13 protein-coding genes are annotated in these 18850 nt (G+C 32.9%); 11 read left to right on the top strand and 2 right to left on the bottom strand.

All coding sequences use genetic code 11. The features are described from left to right. Window positions 1-10 precede the first annotated feature (10 nt). The 7 genes from GQR97_RS09685 (at window position 11) to acs (ending at window position 9578) form a co-directional block, all read left to right on the top strand. Window positions 11-271 (top strand): DUF4212 domain-containing protein, encoded by a 261-nt coding sequence (locus GQR97_RS09685; RefSeq protein ID WP_158847847.1) that lies wholly within the window; start codon window positions 11-13, stop codon window positions 269-271. A 29-nt stretch (window positions 272-300) separates the two neighbouring features. Then, window positions 301-2067: a sodium:solute symporter family protein gene (locus tag GQR97_RS09690; RefSeq protein ID WP_158847849.1), complete on the top strand. Its 1767-nt coding sequence runs from the start codon at window positions 301-303 to the stop codon at window positions 2065-2067. Window positions 2068-2393: 326 nt separating this feature from the next. After that, entirely contained in the window at window positions 2394-5084 is a 2691-nt protein-coding gene (locus GQR97_RS09695) for a sensor histidine kinase (RefSeq protein WP_158847851.1), read from the top strand. Window positions 5085-5100: 16 nt separating this feature from the next. After that, complete coding sequence (locus tag GQR97_RS09700) at window positions 5101-5466, top strand: response regulator transcription factor (RefSeq protein ID WP_158847853.1); 366 nt, start codon at window positions 5101-5103, stop codon at window positions 5464-5466. A gap of 72 nt (window positions 5467-5538) precedes the next feature. Further along, complete coding sequence (locus GQR97_RS09705; protein WP_158847855.1) at window positions 5539-5757, top strand: hypothetical protein; 219 nt, start codon at window positions 5539-5541, stop codon at window positions 5755-5757. A 3-nt stretch (window positions 5758-5760) separates the two neighbouring features. Next, window positions 5761-7656: an acetate--CoA ligase gene (locus GQR97_RS09710; protein WP_158847857.1), complete on the top strand. Its 1896-nt coding sequence runs from the start codon at window positions 5761-5763 to the stop codon at window positions 7654-7656. A gap of 14 nt (window positions 7657-7670) precedes the next feature. Beyond that, window positions 7671-9578: an acetate--CoA ligase gene (acs, locus tag GQR97_RS09715; RefSeq protein WP_158847860.1), complete on the top strand. Its 1908-nt coding sequence runs from the start codon at window positions 7671-7673 to the stop codon at window positions 9576-9578. Between the two features lie 166 nt (window positions 9579-9744). On the opposite strand, the gene GQR97_RS09720 is transcribed toward acs, so the two are convergent. Beyond that, window positions 9745-10449, bottom strand: coding sequence for a Crp/Fnr family transcriptional regulator (locus GQR97_RS09720; RefSeq protein WP_158847862.1), 705 nt, complete (start codon window positions 10447-10449; stop codon window positions 9745-9747). A gap of 207 nt (window positions 10450-10656) precedes the next feature. Between GQR97_RS09720 and GQR97_RS09725 the strand changes: the two genes are divergently transcribed. From GQR97_RS09725 to GQR97_RS09735, 3 genes are read left to right on the top strand one after another with little or no spacing between them, the layout of a single operon-like run. Then, window positions 10657-12270, top strand: coding sequence for an NAD-dependent malic enzyme (locus GQR97_RS09725; protein WP_158847864.1), 1614 nt, complete (start codon window positions 10657-10659; stop codon window positions 12268-12270). Window positions 12271-12292: 22 nt separating this feature from the next. Further along, on the top strand, window positions 12293-12670 hold the full coding sequence (locus GQR97_RS09730; protein ID WP_158847866.1) for a DUF983 domain-containing protein: 378 nt from the start codon (window positions 12293-12295) through the stop codon (window positions 12668-12670). A 43-nt stretch (window positions 12671-12713) separates the two neighbouring features. Further along, window positions 12714-14363, top strand: coding sequence for a SulP family inorganic anion transporter (locus GQR97_RS09735; protein WP_158847868.1), 1650 nt, complete (start codon window positions 12714-12716; stop codon window positions 14361-14363). A gap of 31 nt (window positions 14364-14394) precedes the next feature. Here GQR97_RS09735 and GQR97_RS09740 read toward each other — a convergent pair whose 3' ends face one another. Further along, window positions 14395-15489, bottom strand: coding sequence for a L,D-transpeptidase (locus GQR97_RS09740; RefSeq protein WP_158847870.1), 1095 nt, complete (start codon window positions 15487-15489; stop codon window positions 14395-14397). Window positions 15490-16069: 580 nt separating this feature from the next. Here GQR97_RS09740 and GQR97_RS09745 point away from each other — a divergent pair. Further along, window positions 16070-18589 carry a cation-translocating P-type ATPase gene (locus GQR97_RS09745; protein WP_158847872.1) on the top strand — a complete coding sequence of 840 codons (2520 nt, stop codon included), beginning with the start codon at window positions 16070-16072 and terminating at the stop codon, window positions 18587-18589. Window positions 18590-18850: the final 261 nt, after the last annotated feature.

An 18850-nucleotide genomic window follows, 5' to 3' on the forward strand; every position in this document is an offset into this window, starting at 1 on the left:
ACGAACAACTATGAGTGAAAAACAAGACAACGCATCGGCGTACTGGAAAGAAAACATCAAGTATTTAGCAATATTACTTGTTATATGGTTTGTCGTGTCCTTTGGATGTGGAATTCTATTTAGAGAAGAATTAAACCAAATTAGACTTGGCGGTTTTAAGCTAGGCTTTTGGTTTGCCCAACAAGGATCGATATATGTATTCGTGATTTTAATATTCGTATACGTAAGATTAATGAACAAATTAGATAAAAAATACGGTTACGACGAGTAAACCTTAACTAAACAAAAACAATAAAAATTATGAGTGTACAATTTTGGACATGGTTATTAGTAGGGATTACTTTCGCCTTATATTTTGGAATAGCAATTTGGGCTAGAGCAGGCTCAACAAAAGAATTTTATGTCGCTGGTGGAGGCGTTTCTCCTTTGGCAAATGGTATGGCAACTGCAGCCGATTGGATGAGTGCAGCCTCCTTTATTAGTATGGCAGGAATTATTTCCTTTTCGGGTTATGATGGCTCTGTATACCTAATGGGCTGGACAGGTGGATATGTGCTTTTAGCATTGCTTCTAGCGCCTTATTTACGTAAGTTTGGGAAGTTTACTGTGCCAGATTTTATTGGAGATCGATATTACTCAAATACAGCAAGAACAGTAGCAGTAATTTGCGCATTAATAGTTTCATTTACTTATGTTGCGGGACAAATGCGTGGTGTAGGTATTGTATTTTCGCAATTCTTACAAGTAGATATTAATCTCGGTGTAGTCATTGGGATGACGGTTGTTTTAACCTTCGCTCTTTTAGGAGGAATGAAAGGAATAACATATACGCAAGTAGCACAATATTGTGTGTTAATTTTTGCTTTTATGGTACCAGCCTTTTTCATCTCTATGCAAATGACAGGAAACATTATTCCCCAAATAGGAATGGGGGGCAAAGTAGAAGGCGGAGCCTTTCTTCTAGATAAGCTAGACTTATTGCATACAGAGCTTGGTTTTCATGAATACACAAGCGGAACAAAATCCACTTGGGATGTTTTTGCAATTACTTTAGCATTAATGACAGGAACTGCTGGTTTACCTCACGTTATTGTGCGTTTCTTTACAGTACCTAAAGTAAAAGATGCACGTAAATCTGCAGGTTATGCATTATTCTTAATAGCTATTTTATATACAACAGCACCTGCAATTGCGGTATTTTCTAGAACGAATTTAATAGAAACAGTAAGTAATAAAGAATATTCTGAAATACCAGTATGGTTTAAAAACTGGGAGAATACGGGCTTAATTGCTTGGTCTGATAAAAATGGTGATGGAAAAATCCAGTATGTAGCTGGTAATTCTTTAGATGGTAAAAAACCAGTGTATACAGAGGCTAGAGGTTTACACGGAGAACGTATGGTTTCTAACGCAAGTGAAGCGAAAAACGAATTATATGTTGATAGAGATATTATGGTGTTGGCTAATCCAGAAATTGCAAATCTTCCAAATTGGGTGATCGCTTTAGTTGCAGCAGGTGGACTTGCGGCAGCATTATCTACTGCAGCAGGATTGCTTTTAGTGATTTCTACATCTATTTCTCACGATTTAATTAAAAAACAATTAAAACCAGATATTTCTGATAAAGCAGAATTAACAGCGGCAAGAATCTCAATTTTTGTAGCAATCTTAATTGCTGGTTACTTTGGTGTTAATCCACCAGGATTTGTAGCAGCAGTCGTCGCCCTGGCGTTTGGGCTTGCAGCCGCTTCCTTTTTTCCTGCCATTATTTTAGGGATTTTTGATAAGCGAATGAATAGTCAAGGTGCTATTTCAGGCATGGTAGTAGGTATTGTATTAATGCTGTTCTACATGATGAAGTTTAAACTAGATATGTTTGGCGGTGGTACAAGTGAAGATTGGTGGTTCGGGACATCTCCCGAAGGATTTGGTACTATTGCAATGACTGTAAATATTGTAATTTCATTGGTAGTTTCTAGATTAACACCAGCTCCACCTCAAAATGTTCAAGACATGGTAGAGAGTATAAGAATACCTTCTGGAGCAGGTGAAGCTTCAGATCATTAGATTATGGTTCTTATTTAAATTAATTAATTTTAATTTATTAGTTATAGTAAATCAGCATTACAATTTTGTAATGCTGATTTCTTATATTAGTAGATATTTTATTGTTTTCGATTTCTCGGAAATAAAAAAAACAAACCAAATGAAAAAACGTCATGAACAAAAGCTAGTTGTATTATCTATAGCTTTGTTCTTAATTTTCAATATACCTTTCATCTTAATTTTTAATTTTGAAGGTGCCATTTGGGGTATTCCAACCCTGTATTTTTCAATATTTTCTATTTGGTTAATCTCAATTATTATTTCATATATCGTACTAAAACGTCATTATGAGTAATTACGCGATAATCACCATAATAATTATTTATTTAGCAGTATTGTTTTTCGTTGCTTTTCTTGCTGAAAAAAAACGAAGAAGCAAATGGGTTAATAACCCTTATGTATATACATTATCTTTAGCTGTTTATTGCTCTGCTTGGACTTATTATGGAAGTATCGGTATTGCAGCTAATTCCGGAATTAATTTTTTACCCATTTATTTAGGGCCAGTTATAGCAGCACCTTTGTGGATAATAGTGCTCAGAAAAATTATTAGGATTTCTAAACAACATAAAATTTCATCAATAGCCGATTTTATTTCACTTCGCTACGGAAATAATAGGTTTTTAGGAGCTTTAGTAACTTTAATCTGTCTATTTGGAACGCTGCCTTATATTTCATTACAACTAAAGGCTGTTTCAGAAACTTTCGAAATCATGGCTAATAAAAGTAGTTATGTTTCATCAACTATTTTAGGTGATTCTACATTTTATGTCGCTTTATTACTTGCCGTTTTTGCAGCTTTCTTTGGAACACAAAACACAGATGCTTCAGAAAAACATAAAGGAATTATCGCATCTGTTGCTTTCGAATCGGTTTTAAAACTCGTTTTCTTTTTAATAATTGGAGTGTATATCACATTTTATTTATTTGATGGTACATCCGATATTTATAATCAAATTTCAATAACCGAAAATTTTAAAGAGCTTACAACATTAGGCGGAGTAGAAGATGGCTTTAATTGGTTTTTTCTAATTGCATTATCTTTTATGTCTATTTTTTTATTACCAAGACAGTTTCAAGTTTCAGTTTTAGAAAATAATAGAGAGAAGCATCTAAAAAAAGCGATTTGGTTATTTCCGTTATACTTATTGTTATTTAACGTATTTGTTATTTTTATTGCTTGGGCAGGAAAGCTCACATTTGGTTCAGATTCAAATGCTGAATATTATACATTGTTGTTGCCTTTAGAAAATGATAATTATTTTTTAGCGGTCCTCGTTTTTCTCGGTGGGTTTTCTGCTGTTATTTCTATGGTGGTTGTGTCAACCGTTGCTTTGTCAACCATGGTAAGTAACAATTTAATTATTCCTTATGGTTTTTTAGATAAGTTTATAAAAAACCAACCGGAACGAAATTCTAAATACATAAAGAATATTCGTCGTATTTCAATTTTTACAATTATAATTGCTGCATATTTTTTCTATGTGTCATTTTCACGTGAGTTATCATTGTACTCAATAGGTTTAATTTCTTTTGTAATTATTTCTCAATTAGCACCTTCATTTTTTATTGGTTTATACTGGAATCGTGGTTCATCAAAAGCTGCTATTCTGGGTATAATTGTAGGTTTCTGTATTGCGGTTTACACCTTGGTTCTGCCATTTACATTTCAAGCTTATACTGGTACAAGCGGTTTTATACATCATGGTTTATTGGGTATTACAGCATTAAAACCTTACGCTTTGTTTGGAATCGATTTTTTAAGTCCGCCAGCGCATGCTTTCTTTTGGAGTATAACATTTAATCTTATGAGTTATTTAGTGTTTTCGCTAATTGCAAAAGGGAACTATAGAGAACGTAACTATGCAGAAATGTTTGTAGATAGTAATAATTTTTCATCACTTCAAGATAGTGCTTTGGTCTGGAAAGGTGAAGCTTACGTGCAGGATATTAAAAATGTTTTGGTTCGGTTTTTAGGTGAAAAAAGAGCGACACGTGCTTTGGCTATTTTCTTTACCAAGTATAAACTACCTCAAGATACGCAATTGGCAGATGCACGTTTAATTAATTTTTCTGAAAAACTTTTAACAGGTAGTATTGGTTCGGCTTCAGCCAAAATATTAATAGCAAGTGTGGTTAAAGAGGAGCAGATTAGTTTAGTGGAAGTTTTGAAGATCTTGGAAGAATCTAAAGAAAACATTGTTAGTAATAAAGTTTTGCTAGATAAGTCAAATGAGCTTTCTCAATTGTCTTCAAAATTAAAAGAAGCAAATGAAGAATTAATAAGTAAAGACAAACAAAAAGATGAGTTTTTAGATACGGTTGCGCACGAGCTTAAAACACCAATTACTGGTATTCGTGCAGCTACGGAGTTGCTTATGGATGAAGATGATGATATGCCACAGGAAATAAAGGCGCAGTTCTTAAAAAATATTCTTCAAGATTCTGAGCGTTTAGGGCGGTTAATACATAATATTCTAGATTTTGAAAAATTAGAAACAGGGCGATTAAATTTAGATTTACAATATCAAGACATTCAAAAAACGATTGCAAAAGCTATTGGTAGTATCTCGCAAATTGCAGCAAAAAAAGAAGTCCAAATTATTAATAGTAATTTACATGCTTTTATGACAAGTTATGATGAAGATCGGATACTTCAAGTATTAACCAATTTGATATCTAATGCCATAAAGTTTTGTCCGCCTAAAGTAGGGAAGATAGAAATAGATTATAGATTAGGAAATGAGTTAGTTGAAATCTCTGTAACCGATAATGGTAAAGGGATTCCGAAGGAAGATCACGATTTTATTTTCGACAAATTTTATCAATCTAAAGATCAAAATACAAGAAAACCGCAAGGAAGCGGGTTAGGCTTAGCGATTACTAAGCAAATTGTTGAAAAACACAAAGGAAAAATTTGGGCAAAAAAAGATGTAAAAAATGGAGCAATGCTTGTTTTTACCATCCCTTTTAAGTAAATTGTTAACTTAAAGTATGAAGAAGAAAATTTTAATTGTTGACGATGAGCCAAATATTGTAATGTCGTTAGAATACACTTTCAAAAAACAAGGCTTTGAAGTGTTTATTGCAAGAGATGGAAGTGAGGCTTTAGAGATATTAAAACATGAGATTCCTAATGTTATTTTGCTAGATGTTATGATGCCAAATGTAGATGGATATCAAACGTTAACACATATAAAAAATACGAGCAATTTAAAAGATACCAAAGTGGTGTTTTTAACTGCCAAAAATAAAGCTTCAGATATTGAGAAAGGGTTAAATCTTGGAGCTGATAAATATTTAACTAAACCTTTCTCAGTAAAAAAAATAGTTTCAGAAATACTGGAGCTTTTAGAATAAAAGTCTTTTAAAGTCTTTTTTTAAAATTGGTTTTGTGTGCAAACAAACTAAGTTTAATTAAAGTTTAAAGACATGAAATTTCGCATCACTCCATTAGCCTCAGATATTATAATTAGTATCTATGCTATTGCTACGCTATTTTTAAGGTTCAAATACGAAAATATTACAAATGTAAGTCCTGTGCTATCTATAGTTATGGGTATTTGTTTTGTGGTTATTATTTGGGTACTCATCAAGCTTAATGTGCTTAATCCTAATTGGTTTGGCTTACTTAATTCTAATAAAAAGTAAGTTATGTATTATCAAGAATTTTACCAAGAAAGCATTCAGTATCCAGAACAATTTTGGACTAAACACGCTAATAAATTGGATTGGTTTAAAGCGCCAAAAACAATTCTATCTAAAGATAAATACGATCATAATCAATGGTTTGAAGATGGACAACTTAATTTAAGTTATTTGTGCATAGACAAGCATATTAAAGATGGTTTTGGTACTCAAAATGCAATTATTTTTGACTCTCCAGTTACAAATACTAAGCAACATATTACTTTCAATCAATTACATCAAGAAGTTTCAAAGCTTGCTGGTGGATTGCAAAATTTAGGGCTTAAAAAAGGAGATACTTGCATTATTTATATGCCAATGATTCCGCAGGCATTGTATGCTATGTTGGCTTGTGTTAGAATTGGTGTTATTCATTCAGTGGTGTTTGGTGGTTTTGCACCGCACGAACTCGCTATTAGAATAGATGATTGTAAACCTAAAGCCATTATAACGGCTTCTAACGGAATAGAAATAAAACGTATTATTCCTTACAAACCTTTTGTAGATGAAGCAATTGATAAGGCCGAAAACAAACCAGAACATGTGATTGTATTCGATAGAGAATTAGATGTTGAGATTCCGAAGAAAGATTACGATGTAGATTACGCAACCTTAGTAGAAAAGTCTCCATCAATTGAAGCTGTTTTTGTAGAATCTACACACCCTTCTTATATATTATACACCTCAGGAACTACAGGAACACCAAAAGGAATTATTAGAGATACAGGTGGTTATGCCACGGCATTAAAATTCTCTATGAAATATATTTATGGTCTAGATGAAGGAGATACCTTTTGGGCAGCTAGTGATGTAGGTTGGGTTGTTGGGCATAGTTATATTGTATATGGACCTTTGATAAATAGAAATACAACCATTTTATTTGAAGGCAAACCTATAAGAACACCAGATGCTTCAACTTTTTGGCGTGTTATTAGTGAGCATAATGTAAAAGTAATGTTTACGGCTCCAACAGCGATTAGAGCTATAAAAAAAGAAGATCCAAATGGAGAGTTGCTAGAGCAATTTGATATGTCTTGTTTAAAATATCAGTTTTTAGCGGGAGAACGGTGTGATGTGGCAACTTTAACTTGGACAGAAGAAAAATTAAAAGTACCCGTTATAGATCATTGGTGGCAAACTGAAAGTGGTTGGCCCATGTTGGCTAATATGGTTGGTGTAGAATTACAACCTATAAAACCTGGGTCTGCAAGCTTTCCTGTTTGTGGTTATGATATACAAATTGTAAATAAAGAAGGAAAAGAAGTAGAAGCTGGAGTAGAAGGGTTTGTTGCAGTAAAATTACCATTACCACCGGGAATGTTAAGTAATCTTTGGGGGAATCCAGAGCGTTTTAAAGCGGGTTATCTAGATCGTTTTCTAGGTTATTATTTTTCTGGAGATGGTGGGTATAAAGATGAGGATGGTTATGTTTTTATCACTGGTCGTGTAGACGATATTATAAATGTAGCTGGACACAGATTATCTACTGCCGAAATGGAAGAAATTGTAGCCTCACACAAAGCAGTTGCAGAATGTGCTGTTTTTGGAGTTCACTGTGAAATAAAAGGACAAAAACCATTAGGATTGGTTGTTTTAAAATCTGATGAAATTTCTGAAGATAATAAGATTCAAAAAGAAATAGTACAAGATGTAAGACGTGAAATAGGAGCTGTTGCATCCTTTAAAGATGTGCTAGTTGTTAAGCGATTACCAAAAACACGTTCGGGCAAAATTTTAAGGAAATTATTGAGAAATATAGCAGATGAACATCAGTATAATGCACCATCAACCATTGATGATGTTAACATAATAGAAGAAATAAAATTAATATATCAAGCCCATAATATCGGGATTCATAAATAAAAAGCTAATTAATAATGAGTAATTATCACATAAAACATTTAGAAGAATATTATCAAGTATATAGAAAGTCTGTTCGTAATCCCGAAGCTTTTTGGGAAGAAATAGCTGAAGAGCATTTTCTATGGCGAAAGAAATGGGATAATGTATTAAGTTGGGATTTTAAAAAACCAGAAATCAAATGGTTTGAAGGTGCAAAATTAAATATTACGGAAAATTGCATTGATAGGCATTTGTCTACAAGAGGCGATAAAACAGCTATATTATTTGAACCAAATGATCCCAAAGAAGCAGCACAGCACATTACTTATCAAGATTTATATCATCGTGTAAATAAGTTTGCAAATGTATTGAAAGCTAAAGGAGTTAAAAAAGGAGATCGCGTCTGTATTTATCTGCCTATGATTCCAGAATTAGCAATTTCCGTATTAGCTTGTGCTCGCATTGGAGCAATACACTCTGTTGTATTTGCGGGTTTTTCATCTATAGCCTTATCAACTAGAATTAATGATAGTGATTGTAAAATGGTCATTACTTCAGATGGTTCATATCGTGGTGCAAAAACGATCGATTTAAAAGTGATTGTAGATGAAGCATTAAACGATTGTAAATGTGTAGAATCTGTTTTAGTGGTAAAGCGTATCAATACAGATATTTATATGAAAGAAGGACGTGATGAATGGCTTCAACCTTTATTAGATGAAGCTTCAGACGAACTTGCTGCCACTGTTATGGATGCTGAAGATCCTTTGTTTATACTATATACTTCTGGTTCTACAGGTATGCCAAAAGGAATGGTGCATACAACGGGAGGCTATATGGTTTATAGTGCCTATACTTTTAAGAATGTTTTTCAATATAAAGAAAATGATATCTATTGGTGTACGGCAGATATTGGATGGATAACAGGACATAGTTATATTGTTTATGGTCCGTTAGCAAATGGAGCAACAACCGTTATGTTTGAGGGCGTACCGAGCTATCCAGATTATGGTCGTTTTTGGGAGATTGTAGAAAAGCATAAAATTACACAATTTTACACTGCACCTACGGCGATTAGAGCGTTAGCCAAAGAAGGCGTAGAGCACGTTGAAAAGTTCGATTTATCATCCTTAAAAGTTTTAGGAACTGTTGGAGAGCCAATTAACGAAGAGGCTTGGCACTGGTATGATGATAATATTGGTAAGAAAAAATCACCAATTGTAGATACGTGGTGGCAAACCGAAACAGGAGGTATTATGATAACGCCTATTCCTTTTTGTACACCCACAAAACCAACGTATGCAACACTACCGTTTATTGGTGTTCAGCCCGTATTAATGGATGAAAATGGTAAAGAAATAAAAGGCAATCAAGCCGATGGTCGTTTATGTGTAAAATTCCCTTGGCCAAGTATGGCTAGAACTATTTGGGGAAACCATCAACGTTATAAAGATACTTATTTTTCAGCTTATGAAAACATGTATTTTACAGGCGATGGCGCACTTCGAGATGAGGTTGGTTATTACAGAATTACAGGTAGAGTGGATGATGTTATTATTGTATCTGGTCATAATCTAGGAACTGCACCAATAGAAGATGCTATAAATGAACATCCAGCGGTTTCTGAAAGTGCAATAGTTGGCTTTCCACACGATGTAAAAGGAAATGCATTGTATGGTTATGTAATTTTAAAAGAAACAGGAGAAGGAAGAAACCATGATAATTTAAGAAAAGAAATCAATCAAATTATTACCGAACAAATAGGCCCAATTGCTAAGCTAAATAAAATTCAATTTACAAATGAACTACCGAAAACGCGTTCTGGAAAAATTATGCGTCGTATTCTTAGAAAAATAGCAAGTAATGACACCAGTAATTTAGGAGATACTAGTACGTTATTAAACCCTGAATGTGTTCAAAATATAATGGATAACGTTTTGTAGATAATTAATTTTAAATAGAAATAAAGTTAATTTTTATTAAAAGCGTTGGTAAGATATCTTATCAACGTTTTTTTTAACTCTTTTATTAATGGGGAAACTAGCTTGGAGAATAAAAAGACTCGTTGAATAGATCAATTTTTATGTATGTGAGAAGTGACTAACATGTTCAAGCCTTTAAAAGCTCAAAATCAATATTTAATAATTGCAGTATATGTTCTTTGTTTTTTATATAAATAATTTTTTTATGTATTTCAATAATTCCTTCATCTTTAAACTGTTTAAGGCTTCTTCCCAAACTTTCGGGAGAAGTGCCAATAATATTAGCCAAATCTTCTCGTGTTAAATCAATACCACTTCTTTCGTCTTGTTTTTGAAATCGATTATCAAGAATAAGCAAATTAATAGCCAAGCGTGCATTTAGATTTTTTTGTGCTAATACAGCAATAATATTAGCAAGAACACCAAATTCATGACCTATATTTTTTATAAAAGTTTGTTGTAAAGCAGGTATTTCCTTTAAAAGTTGAAAAAAAACATCTTTGGGTATAAAGTTTACTTCCAAATCTTCCAATGCCTCACAAGAATCTTGATAGCGTTCTTCACCAAATAAAGCATGATATCCTAAAACATCGCCAGGCGTATAGATGTAAAAAATTTGTTCTGTTCCCGAAAAACCGCGTTTAAACTTTTTTGCTTTCCCTTTATTAATTTGAAAGATTCCTGTAGGAACACCTTCTTCATAAAACAAAAGACTTCCCTTCTTTATTATTAACGGTTCCATAGTTTCGAGAACTAATTTTTTTTCATTAGAAGTTAATGCTTCAAAAAGGAGCTTACTTTGAAAATCAAATTGTGAATAGAAGTTTTTCATCAGTCAAATATATGACAAATAACATATAAAAACATAACATTTGTTAGGTTTTGAAATAACTTTTGTTGTATTTTTGTGGTCGATTTAACTTAATATGTATTATGAATACATAATTAGTTTTATTAATAGAGGGAGCAGTCCTTCTTAGATGTTCTGGATTTCTACAAGCAATCGTTACTAATGCGTAACGACAATATAATTTATATAATGGTTACTAATAAAAAAGGTTTTGAGGTTTTATATGATGGTACAATAAGTAAATCGTTGGCTTTCTCAAAAAACGAAAGGGAACAATTAGGATTGCGAGGTTTGCTTCCGTATTCTATTGTAAATCAAAGCGTTCAAGTGAAGCGTGTGATAGAGGGCTTGCGCCGGAAAGATTCGGATATTGAACGATATATTATGCTTTCTGCGCTTCAAGACAGAAATGAAAAGCTCTATTATAGAATAGCCAGTGAATATATAGAAGAAATTATGCCTATAATTTATACACCTACAGTTGGTGAAGCTTGTACAAAATTTTCTCATATTTTTAGACGAGCTAAAGGTTTTTATATAACACCTGATGATAAGGGGGAAATGCTAAAAATTCTTGAAAATTGGCCAGAAAAGGATATACGAGTTATTGTGATAACCGATGGACAGCGAATCTTGGGTTTAGGGGATTTAGGGGCAAACGGTATGGGAATACCTATAGGCAAGTTAGCATTGTATACGGCATGCGCCGGAATACACCCTAATCAATGCTTGCCAGTAATGCTAGATGTAGGTACGAATAATAAAGAAATACGAGAAGATATAATGTATTTGGGGTATCCCAAAGAACGAATTGAAGGCGAGGCATATTTAGAGTTGGTTAATGAATTTGTAATGGCTGTTCAAGAAAAATATCCAGATGCTTTAATACAATTTGAAGATTTTTTAACGCCTAATGCTTATGCTTTATTGAATATTTATAAAGATAAAACATTATGTTTTAATGACGATATTCAGGGTACCGCAGCTGTTGCTTTGGCAGGTTTGTATGCAACCACACGAATTACAGATATTCTATTTTCAGATTTAAAAATTATGTTTTTAGGTGCCGGCTCTGCAGCAACAGGAATAGCCGATTTGTTGGTTTTGGCATTAGTAAAAGAAGGATTAACCAAACAAGAAGCCTTGGAGCGCTTATGGTTTGTTGATATAAACGGATTAGTTGTCTCTGGAAGAACAGATTTAATGCCACATAATTTACCCTATGCCCACAATCATAATCAATTAAATTTTATCGAATCGATTAACACAATTAAACCACATGCAATAATTGGTGCCACTGGAGCCTTTGGAGCTTTTTCAAAAGAGGTGATTGAGGCTATGAGTGATATTAATGAACGTCCTATAATTTTTGCTTTGTCTAACCCAACATCAAAGGCGGAGTGTACTGCAGAGCAAGCTTATTTGTGGAGTAAGGGGAAGGCTGTTTTTGCAAGCGGTAGTCCTTTTGATAAGGTTAAACTTAATGGAAAGGAATATCGTCCCGGGCAAGGGAACAATGCTTATATTTTTCCAGGAATAGGATTAGGGGTTATTGTTGCAAAAGCGACAATAATTCCAGACGAAATATTCCTAACTGCAGCTAAAACGCTTTCTGAAATGGTAAGCGATAAAAACATAGTTGAAGGTGCCATATATCCTAAGTTAAATGAAATCCAGAGCATTTCATTGGAGATTGCTTTATCTGTCGCTGAAAAAGCATTTGAATTGGGTATTACCAGAATAGAAAGACCAAAAAATTTAAAGCAAACTATTTCCGATTATATGTATAACCCTTATTATTAAAGACTATTTGTTTTATTATTTTATGCAAAAAGGAACAAAACGATACAGTGTCTTAAAACTAAAATGCCCACGTTGTCAAATCGGAAATTTATTCAATAATCCAGGACTTTTTGTGTTTTCAAGAATCTTAGAAATGCCTGATAAATGTCCGCATTGTAAGCAAGATTTTAAGTTGGAACCAGGGTTTTATACAGCGGCTTTATGGATTAGTTATCCTATCGTGCTTATCATTTTTGTCCCTTTAATTGTATTGGGGTATTCATTGGATAATATTAGTGGGTTTTTCAAAATTATTTATCCATTTATTATAGTCTTAAGTTTAATGCTACAGATACCGTTAATGCGTGTTGCGAGAGCTGTTTTGTTGAATATAACTATTGATTATAATGCAAAGTATTAAGAAATAATAACAGGTTAAAAATCAATATTTAATTAGTAAACTAATGAACAAAGAATTTGTACCAAAATTATTTTCTCTTTTAAAAGAAGGGATATCAAAAGAAACGTTGACTAAAGATCTTCTTTCGGGATTAATTGTAGGGATTGTTGCTTTACCATTGGCCATCGCTTTTGCTATTGCCTCTGGTGTTTCTCCCGAAAAGGGAATTTTAACAGCCATTATTGCAGGTATCGTTATTTCTACTTTTGGAGGTAGCCGGGTTCAAATTGGAGGGCCAACTGGCGCTTTTATTGTTATTGTCTATGGTATTGTTCAAGAATATGGTACAGATGGCTTAACCATTGCTACTTTTATGGCCGGTTTTATTATTATTGGTTTTGGATTAGCACGGCTTGGAAATTTGCTAAAATACATTCCTTACTCTCTTATTGTGGGGTTTACAAGTGGGATTGCACTTGTTATTTTCTCCTCTCAAATTAATGACTTTTTTGGGCTTCATATTGCTAAAGTTCCTGCTAATTTTATAGATAAATGGGTGGTGTATTTTAATAATTTCTACAAAATAAATTGGTATGCTATTGGTATTGCTGTTGTAACAATATTTATTACAATTTATTTTCAAAAGCTATTTAAAAAAATCCCAGGGTCTATTATAGCTATATTATTATCTACTATAGTGGTGGTTATATTTGATATTCCTGTGGATACTATTGAAAGTAATTTTGGAACTATTTCAAATAAATTGGGCTTACCACATATTCCAAATGTTAATTTCGAAACCATTCAAGCACTTATTCAGCCAGCATTTGCCATTGCTATTTTGGGAAGTATAGAATCACTCCTATCTGCCGTGGTTTCAGATTCAATGATTGGGGGTAAACATCGTACAAATATGGAATTGGTAGCGCAGGGAGGAGCAAATATAATGTCGTCTCTTTTTGGAGGTATTCCTGCAACAGGAGCCATTGCAAGAACAGCAACCAATGTAAAAAATGGAGGGCGAACACCCATTGCTGGTATCGTTCACGCTTTGGTTTTATTGGCCATTATGCTTTTATTCGGACCCTATGCTAAATTAATACCTATGTCATGTTTAGCTGGTGTTTTAATGGTTGTTGCTTACCATATGAGTGAATGGAAACAATTCAGATCTATTCTAAAAGGCAATAGAATGGATATTATTATTTTACTTACCACTTTTTTTCTTACCGTTGTTTTCGACTTGGTAATTGCTATAGAAATCGGGATTGTGTTATCTAGTTTTATGTTTATGAAAAGAATGAGTAAATCTATGGATATTCAGGGGTTTTCATCTGAAAACAGAAAAAGTGAACATCTTTTTGATGATGAATTATTGGATCTTCCTGAAGGTGTTACTTTATATGAAATTAATGGACCATTATTTTTTGGAGCGGCCAGACAATTTCAGGAAACCATTACCAATACACATTTGCAGCCTAAAGTTATTATAATTAGAATGCGGTATGTACCATTAATTGATGCTACAGGGTATCAAAGCATAAAAGAAATAATAAAAACCTATAAGGCGAGGAAAATAAAAGTTATTATTTCTGGTATTGGAAAAGACTTAAGAAAAGATTTTGAGAAAAATGAGGTATTTTCATTTATAGAAAATGATTTTGTAGTTGAAGAAATTCATTCAGCCATTAAAATAGCTAAAGAAAATAATTAGTCTCCTAGATATTTGCGGCAAAAGGCTTCTATTATTCCAAAACTCTACAATCACAAGCTGTTGTCGGTTTTCCGTCAATAGCTTTAAATGCAGATTCAATAGCTTCTTTTCTATATGTTTTATTCTCAAAACCAGGGTAAATATTTGCAAACTGGATGTTTTCACCTTCATCATCTTTACCTTGCAATTCGTATCTAATAAATACCTTTGTACCTAACGGAGCATAATAATACACGAACCAAGCATCAGATTCTCTTAAGCCAATACAGCCGTTAGAATATGCCTTACCCAAAGTAGCCATATTAGTTGTAGGATGAATAAGTTGCCCAAAACGACGACCATCAATTTCTGGCTCTATCCAAGGTATTGCTGGTAATTTGGTGACTTTATTATCATCTCGTTTTGTGGCGTAATATTTATGGTTGTCTTTTGGATTGATAAAAACAGGCGTTTTATTAACCCTTACTATTTTTCCTATTCCAGGTTTTGTCCGCATATCAACTTCGCGTTTTGCCATTTCTAAATACCGTTTGTTATTCTGGCCAACTCTAACAGGAAACGTATAGCTAACTTTACCGTTTTCTATAATTCGAAGTTTAAATTCGGGTATATTAACATCGATATAAGTGTTTGCCATACGTTCCTTTATTTTCTGAGTTTGTACGGAATCTGGAATACTAATTATTTGGTCTTTTACAAGTGCAAATAGCGCCTGCGAATCTTCATTAAAAATACCTTTTTCTTTTAAGTAATAATAATCGGTATGTGCCAAAGTATCTAATATCCAAGGATTAAATCTTACAATAATATACTCGTCAATAGGATAACTATTTTTTTGATTGAGCACTGTAACCAGACTGTCCATCCATTTAAAGTATACACGTATAGGGATATCTTTATTTACAACAATTTTATTATTAATAACCGGTTTCTTTAGAACGCTTTCTTTTTTTATGGGTGGATTATTAGTAGTGTTTGAATCTAATACGGTGTTTTTTTTATTAAAATTGGCGCAACCGGTAAAACAAATAAATGATATACAGAATAGAAACCCTAGTGCTTTTAGTTGGATCTTCTGTTTAGCCGTAGAGAAAGTAATACTTGTAGGGTCTTTTATCTGTATCATAATTAACCATTTTAATTACCAAAATAGACTTATAAAGCGTATTTCGAAATGATAGATATCAGTACTTCAGAATTTAGTAAAATATTATTTTTTTAAAATAGTGAGCTGTAAGTTGATATTAATGAAGTAGATAATAGTAGAAAACTAAATAGTTTAAAGCGGCAGAAACTATTTACAGCTATGGCGGTTATTCCAATAATGTATATTTAATAAGAACGTGAGTTGTAAAATACGTTTCTCTGTTAGCTTCAACTAACATCTTTACTGCCTGATAATTATCATTGCCATTTTTTTAAGAGGGTGCTATATTTGATATAAGAATAATTTCTTCATGGTTTTATATCCTAACATGGTTATGAAAAATATTGGAATTTAATCGGATAGTGAAGAACCCATATTATCACAGGACGATAGAACGGAAATACATTGGTGCTTTATGGAAAAAGATTTGCTCTTTTACAATTTGAAAATGAGGTATGTAAAATTCATAAATATCAAAATGGATGATTTGTAATTCTCTGATATTTCTTCTTCTAAAAAGTGTTTCAATTTCATTCTTTCATTAATAATAAAAATATAAATGGCCATTGAAAACTACAATATAAAAGGTCTTACCGATAGTGAAGTACTTGAAGCACGTGAAAAGTATGGGCAAAACATCTTAAATTTTAAGAAAGAAAGCGGATTTATTTATGCCATTAAGAATATCATTAAAGAGCCAATGGTTATACTGTTATTGGTTACTTCTACAATATATTTTATAACAGGAAATTTTGGTGATGGCGTTTTTTTAGCTGTCGCCATTGTATTGGTTGCTACAATTTCCTTGTACCAAGATTCCAGAAGTCGAAATGCTTTAGAAAAATTAAAAATATACACACAACCTAATTGCAAGGTTATTAGAGTAGGTAAAGTTATCGAAATAAATAGTGAAGAACTAGTTGTTGGAGATAGTATGATGGTTGAGGAAGGTGCTACAATTCCAGCAGATGGTATTATTGTTCATTCTAATGATTTTTCGGTTAATGAATCTATACTTACAGGAGAATCTTTTTCGGTCAACAAAAATCAAACAGCGGAACGTAATGTAATATATATGGGCACCATGATAGCTAGCGGATTGGCTATTGCAACGGTAACCCATATTGGTAATGCAACCAAATTAGGTAAAATAGGTAAAAGTCTTGAAGATGTATTAGAAGAAAAAACACCGTTAGAATTACAAATTAACAATTTTGTAAAGAAAATGGTTATCGCAGGTATTGCCGTTTTTATATTGGTTTGGGGTGTTAATTATTTTAAGTCTTATAATTTACTAGATAGTTTGCTGAAAGCATTAACGCTTGCTATGAGTATCTTACCAGAGGAAATTCCCGTTGCTTTTACAACCTTTATGGCTATGGGTGCTTGGCGACTTATGAAAATGGGAGTTGTTGTAAAACAGATGAAAACGGTTGAAACTTTAGGAAGTGCAACGGTGATCTGTACGGATAAAACCGGCACAATTACAGAAAATAAAATGAGCCTTGCTAAGCTTTATTGTACAGTAATCAGAAAAATTACTTCAACTAAAGAAACGCTAAATAAAAATGAAAAAGAACTTGTGCGTATGGCTATGTGGGCAAGCGAACCTATTCCTTTCGATCCTATGGAAATAGCATTGCATGAAAGTTATAAACGTCTTTTTACGGTAGATGAAAGACCAAACTATAAAATGTTTCACGAATATCCTTTGAATGGAAAACCACCAATGATGACGCATATTTTTCAGGACGATTCAGGTCATCGAATAATTGCCGCCAAAGGAGCGCCAGAAGCCTTGCTAAACGTATCAATTCTTACACCTAAAGAAAGAAAAGAAATAGAAGAAGCTATAAACTTGCTCGCAAATGATGGATATCGCGTTTTAGGAGTAGGTCACACTACTTTTAATGGTGATGTTTTCCCTTCAGAACAACAAGATTTCAAATTTGCCTTCAAAGGATTAGTGGCTTTTTATGATCCTCCAAAGCAAAATATCCAATCTGTTTTTGAAGATTTTAATACTGCCGGAATTAATGTAAAAATCATTACAGGCGATAATTCTGCAACCACCATGGCAATTGCAAAACAAATTGGTTTTAGAGGTTATGAATACAGTATTTCTGGTGATGAGTTAATGAAAATACCCGATTCTAAATTGTTAAAAACAGTTTCTAAAATTCAAATATTTACACGAATGTTTCCAGATGCCAAATTAAAAATTATCAATGCATTAAAGGCAAATGGGGAAGTGGTTGCTATGGTAGGTGATGGCGTAAATGATGGGCCTGCATTAAAAAGTGCTCATATTGGGATTGCCATGGGGAAAAAAGGAACTGAAATAGCAAAAGATTCTGCGTCATTGATATTAGTGGATGATGATTTGTCTAAAATGGTAGATGCTGTGGCTATGGGCAGAAAAATTTATAGTAATTTAAAAAAGGCCATTCAGTATATTATATCCATCCATATACCTATAATATTAACGGTATTCATTCCGTTGGTATTAGGTTGGGTTTATCCTAACATTTTATCTCCTGTGCATATTATTTTATTAGAATTAATAATGGGGCCTACTTGTTCTATTGTTTATGAAAATGAGCCCATGGAAAAGAATACCATGTATCAAAAGCCTCGTCCTTTTACCACTAAGTTTTTTAAAGGGAAAGAGTTAATAACCAGTGTTATTCAGGGATTAATGATTACTGTAGGAGTTCTTTTGGCCTATCAATATGCGGTGTTGCAAGGTTATAACGAATCTATTACAAGAACGATGGTCTTTACGGTTCTTATGTCGGCCAATATATTTCTAACCTTTGTAAACCGTTCTTTTTATTATTCAGTTTTTACCACCATCAAGTATAAAAATAGATTAATTTCTTTAATCATTGGTATTACCGTTTTTATTAGCGCATTGTTACTGTTTGTTAAACCCTTTAATCAATTCTTCCAATTCGAAATATTGAATACTTCACTCATAATTACAAGTATTGGTATTGGTTTTTTATCTGTTATTTGGTATGAAGTGGTAAAATGGTTTAAGAGAAGAAAGAATACATCTTCAAATAATCTAGTTTAGAGATTGTTTTTGAAACTAGAATTCAAAATAGTAGTCCTAAAAATTATATCTTACAAAATTAGTATTAGCGAGTCTTTTTATTAGTTGCTTCTTTTTTTTGCGTGAATAAACTATGGTTTTTACTGAAGCTACCTGTTAACTAATATGTTTGTGTTGAAATTATAGCCATAAAAAACAGAAAACACTCAACCGAAAAACAATGGTATTAGAATGCACGAAACCGAAAAATTCGAAACCTATGAAAATGATATTACAGTGCGT

Origin of the sequence: Algibacter sp. L1A34, assembly GCF_009796805.1 — a bacterium.
GTDB lineage: Bacteria > Bacteroidota > Bacteroidia > Flavobacteriales > Flavobacteriaceae > Algibacter.

Excerpts from the sequence above, each read along its gene's own strand:
- GQR97_RS09740 (WP_158847870.1), bottom strand. The coding sequence starts at position 15,489 with ATGATACAGATAAAAGACCCTACAAGTATTACTTTCTCTACGGCTAAA.
- acs (WP_158847860.1), top strand. The coding sequence starts at position 7,671 with ATGAGTAATTATCACATAAAACATTTAGAAGAATATTATCAAGTATAT.
- GQR97_RS09725 (WP_158847864.1), top strand. The coding sequence starts at position 10,657 with ATGGTTACTAATAAAAAAGGTTTTGAGGTTTTATATGATGGTACAATA.
- GQR97_RS09690 (WP_158847849.1), top strand. The coding sequence starts at position 301 with ATGAGTGTACAATTTTGGACATGGTTATTAGTAGGGATTACTTTCGCC.
- GQR97_RS09700 (WP_158847853.1), top strand. The coding sequence starts at position 5,101 with ATGAAGAAGAAAATTTTAATTGTTGACGATGAGCCAAATATTGTAATG.
- GQR97_RS09730 (WP_158847866.1), top strand. The coding sequence starts at position 12,293 with ATGCAAAAAGGAACAAAACGATACAGTGTCTTAAAACTAAAATGCCCA.
- GQR97_RS09705 (WP_158847855.1), top strand. The coding sequence starts at position 5,539 with ATGAAATTTCGCATCACTCCATTAGCCTCAGATATTATAATTAGTATC.
- GQR97_RS09735 (WP_158847868.1), top strand. The coding sequence starts at position 12,714 with ATGAACAAAGAATTTGTACCAAAATTATTTTCTCTTTTAAAAGAAGGG.
- GQR97_RS09720 (WP_158847862.1), bottom strand. The coding sequence starts at position 10,449 with ATGAAAAACTTCTATTCACAATTTGATTTTCAAAGTAAGCTCCTTTTT.
- GQR97_RS09710 (WP_158847857.1), top strand. The coding sequence starts at position 5,761 with ATGTATTATCAAGAATTTTACCAAGAAAGCATTCAGTATCCAGAACAA.
- GQR97_RS09745 (WP_158847872.1), top strand. The coding sequence starts at position 16,070 with ATGGCCATTGAAAACTACAATATAAAAGGTCTTACCGATAGTGAAGTA.
- GQR97_RS09695 (WP_158847851.1), top strand. The coding sequence starts at position 2,394 with ATGAGTAATTACGCGATAATCACCATAATAATTATTTATTTAGCAGTA.
- GQR97_RS09685 (WP_158847847.1), top strand. The coding sequence starts at position 11 with ATGAGTGAAAAACAAGACAACGCATCGGCGTACTGGAAAGAAAACATC.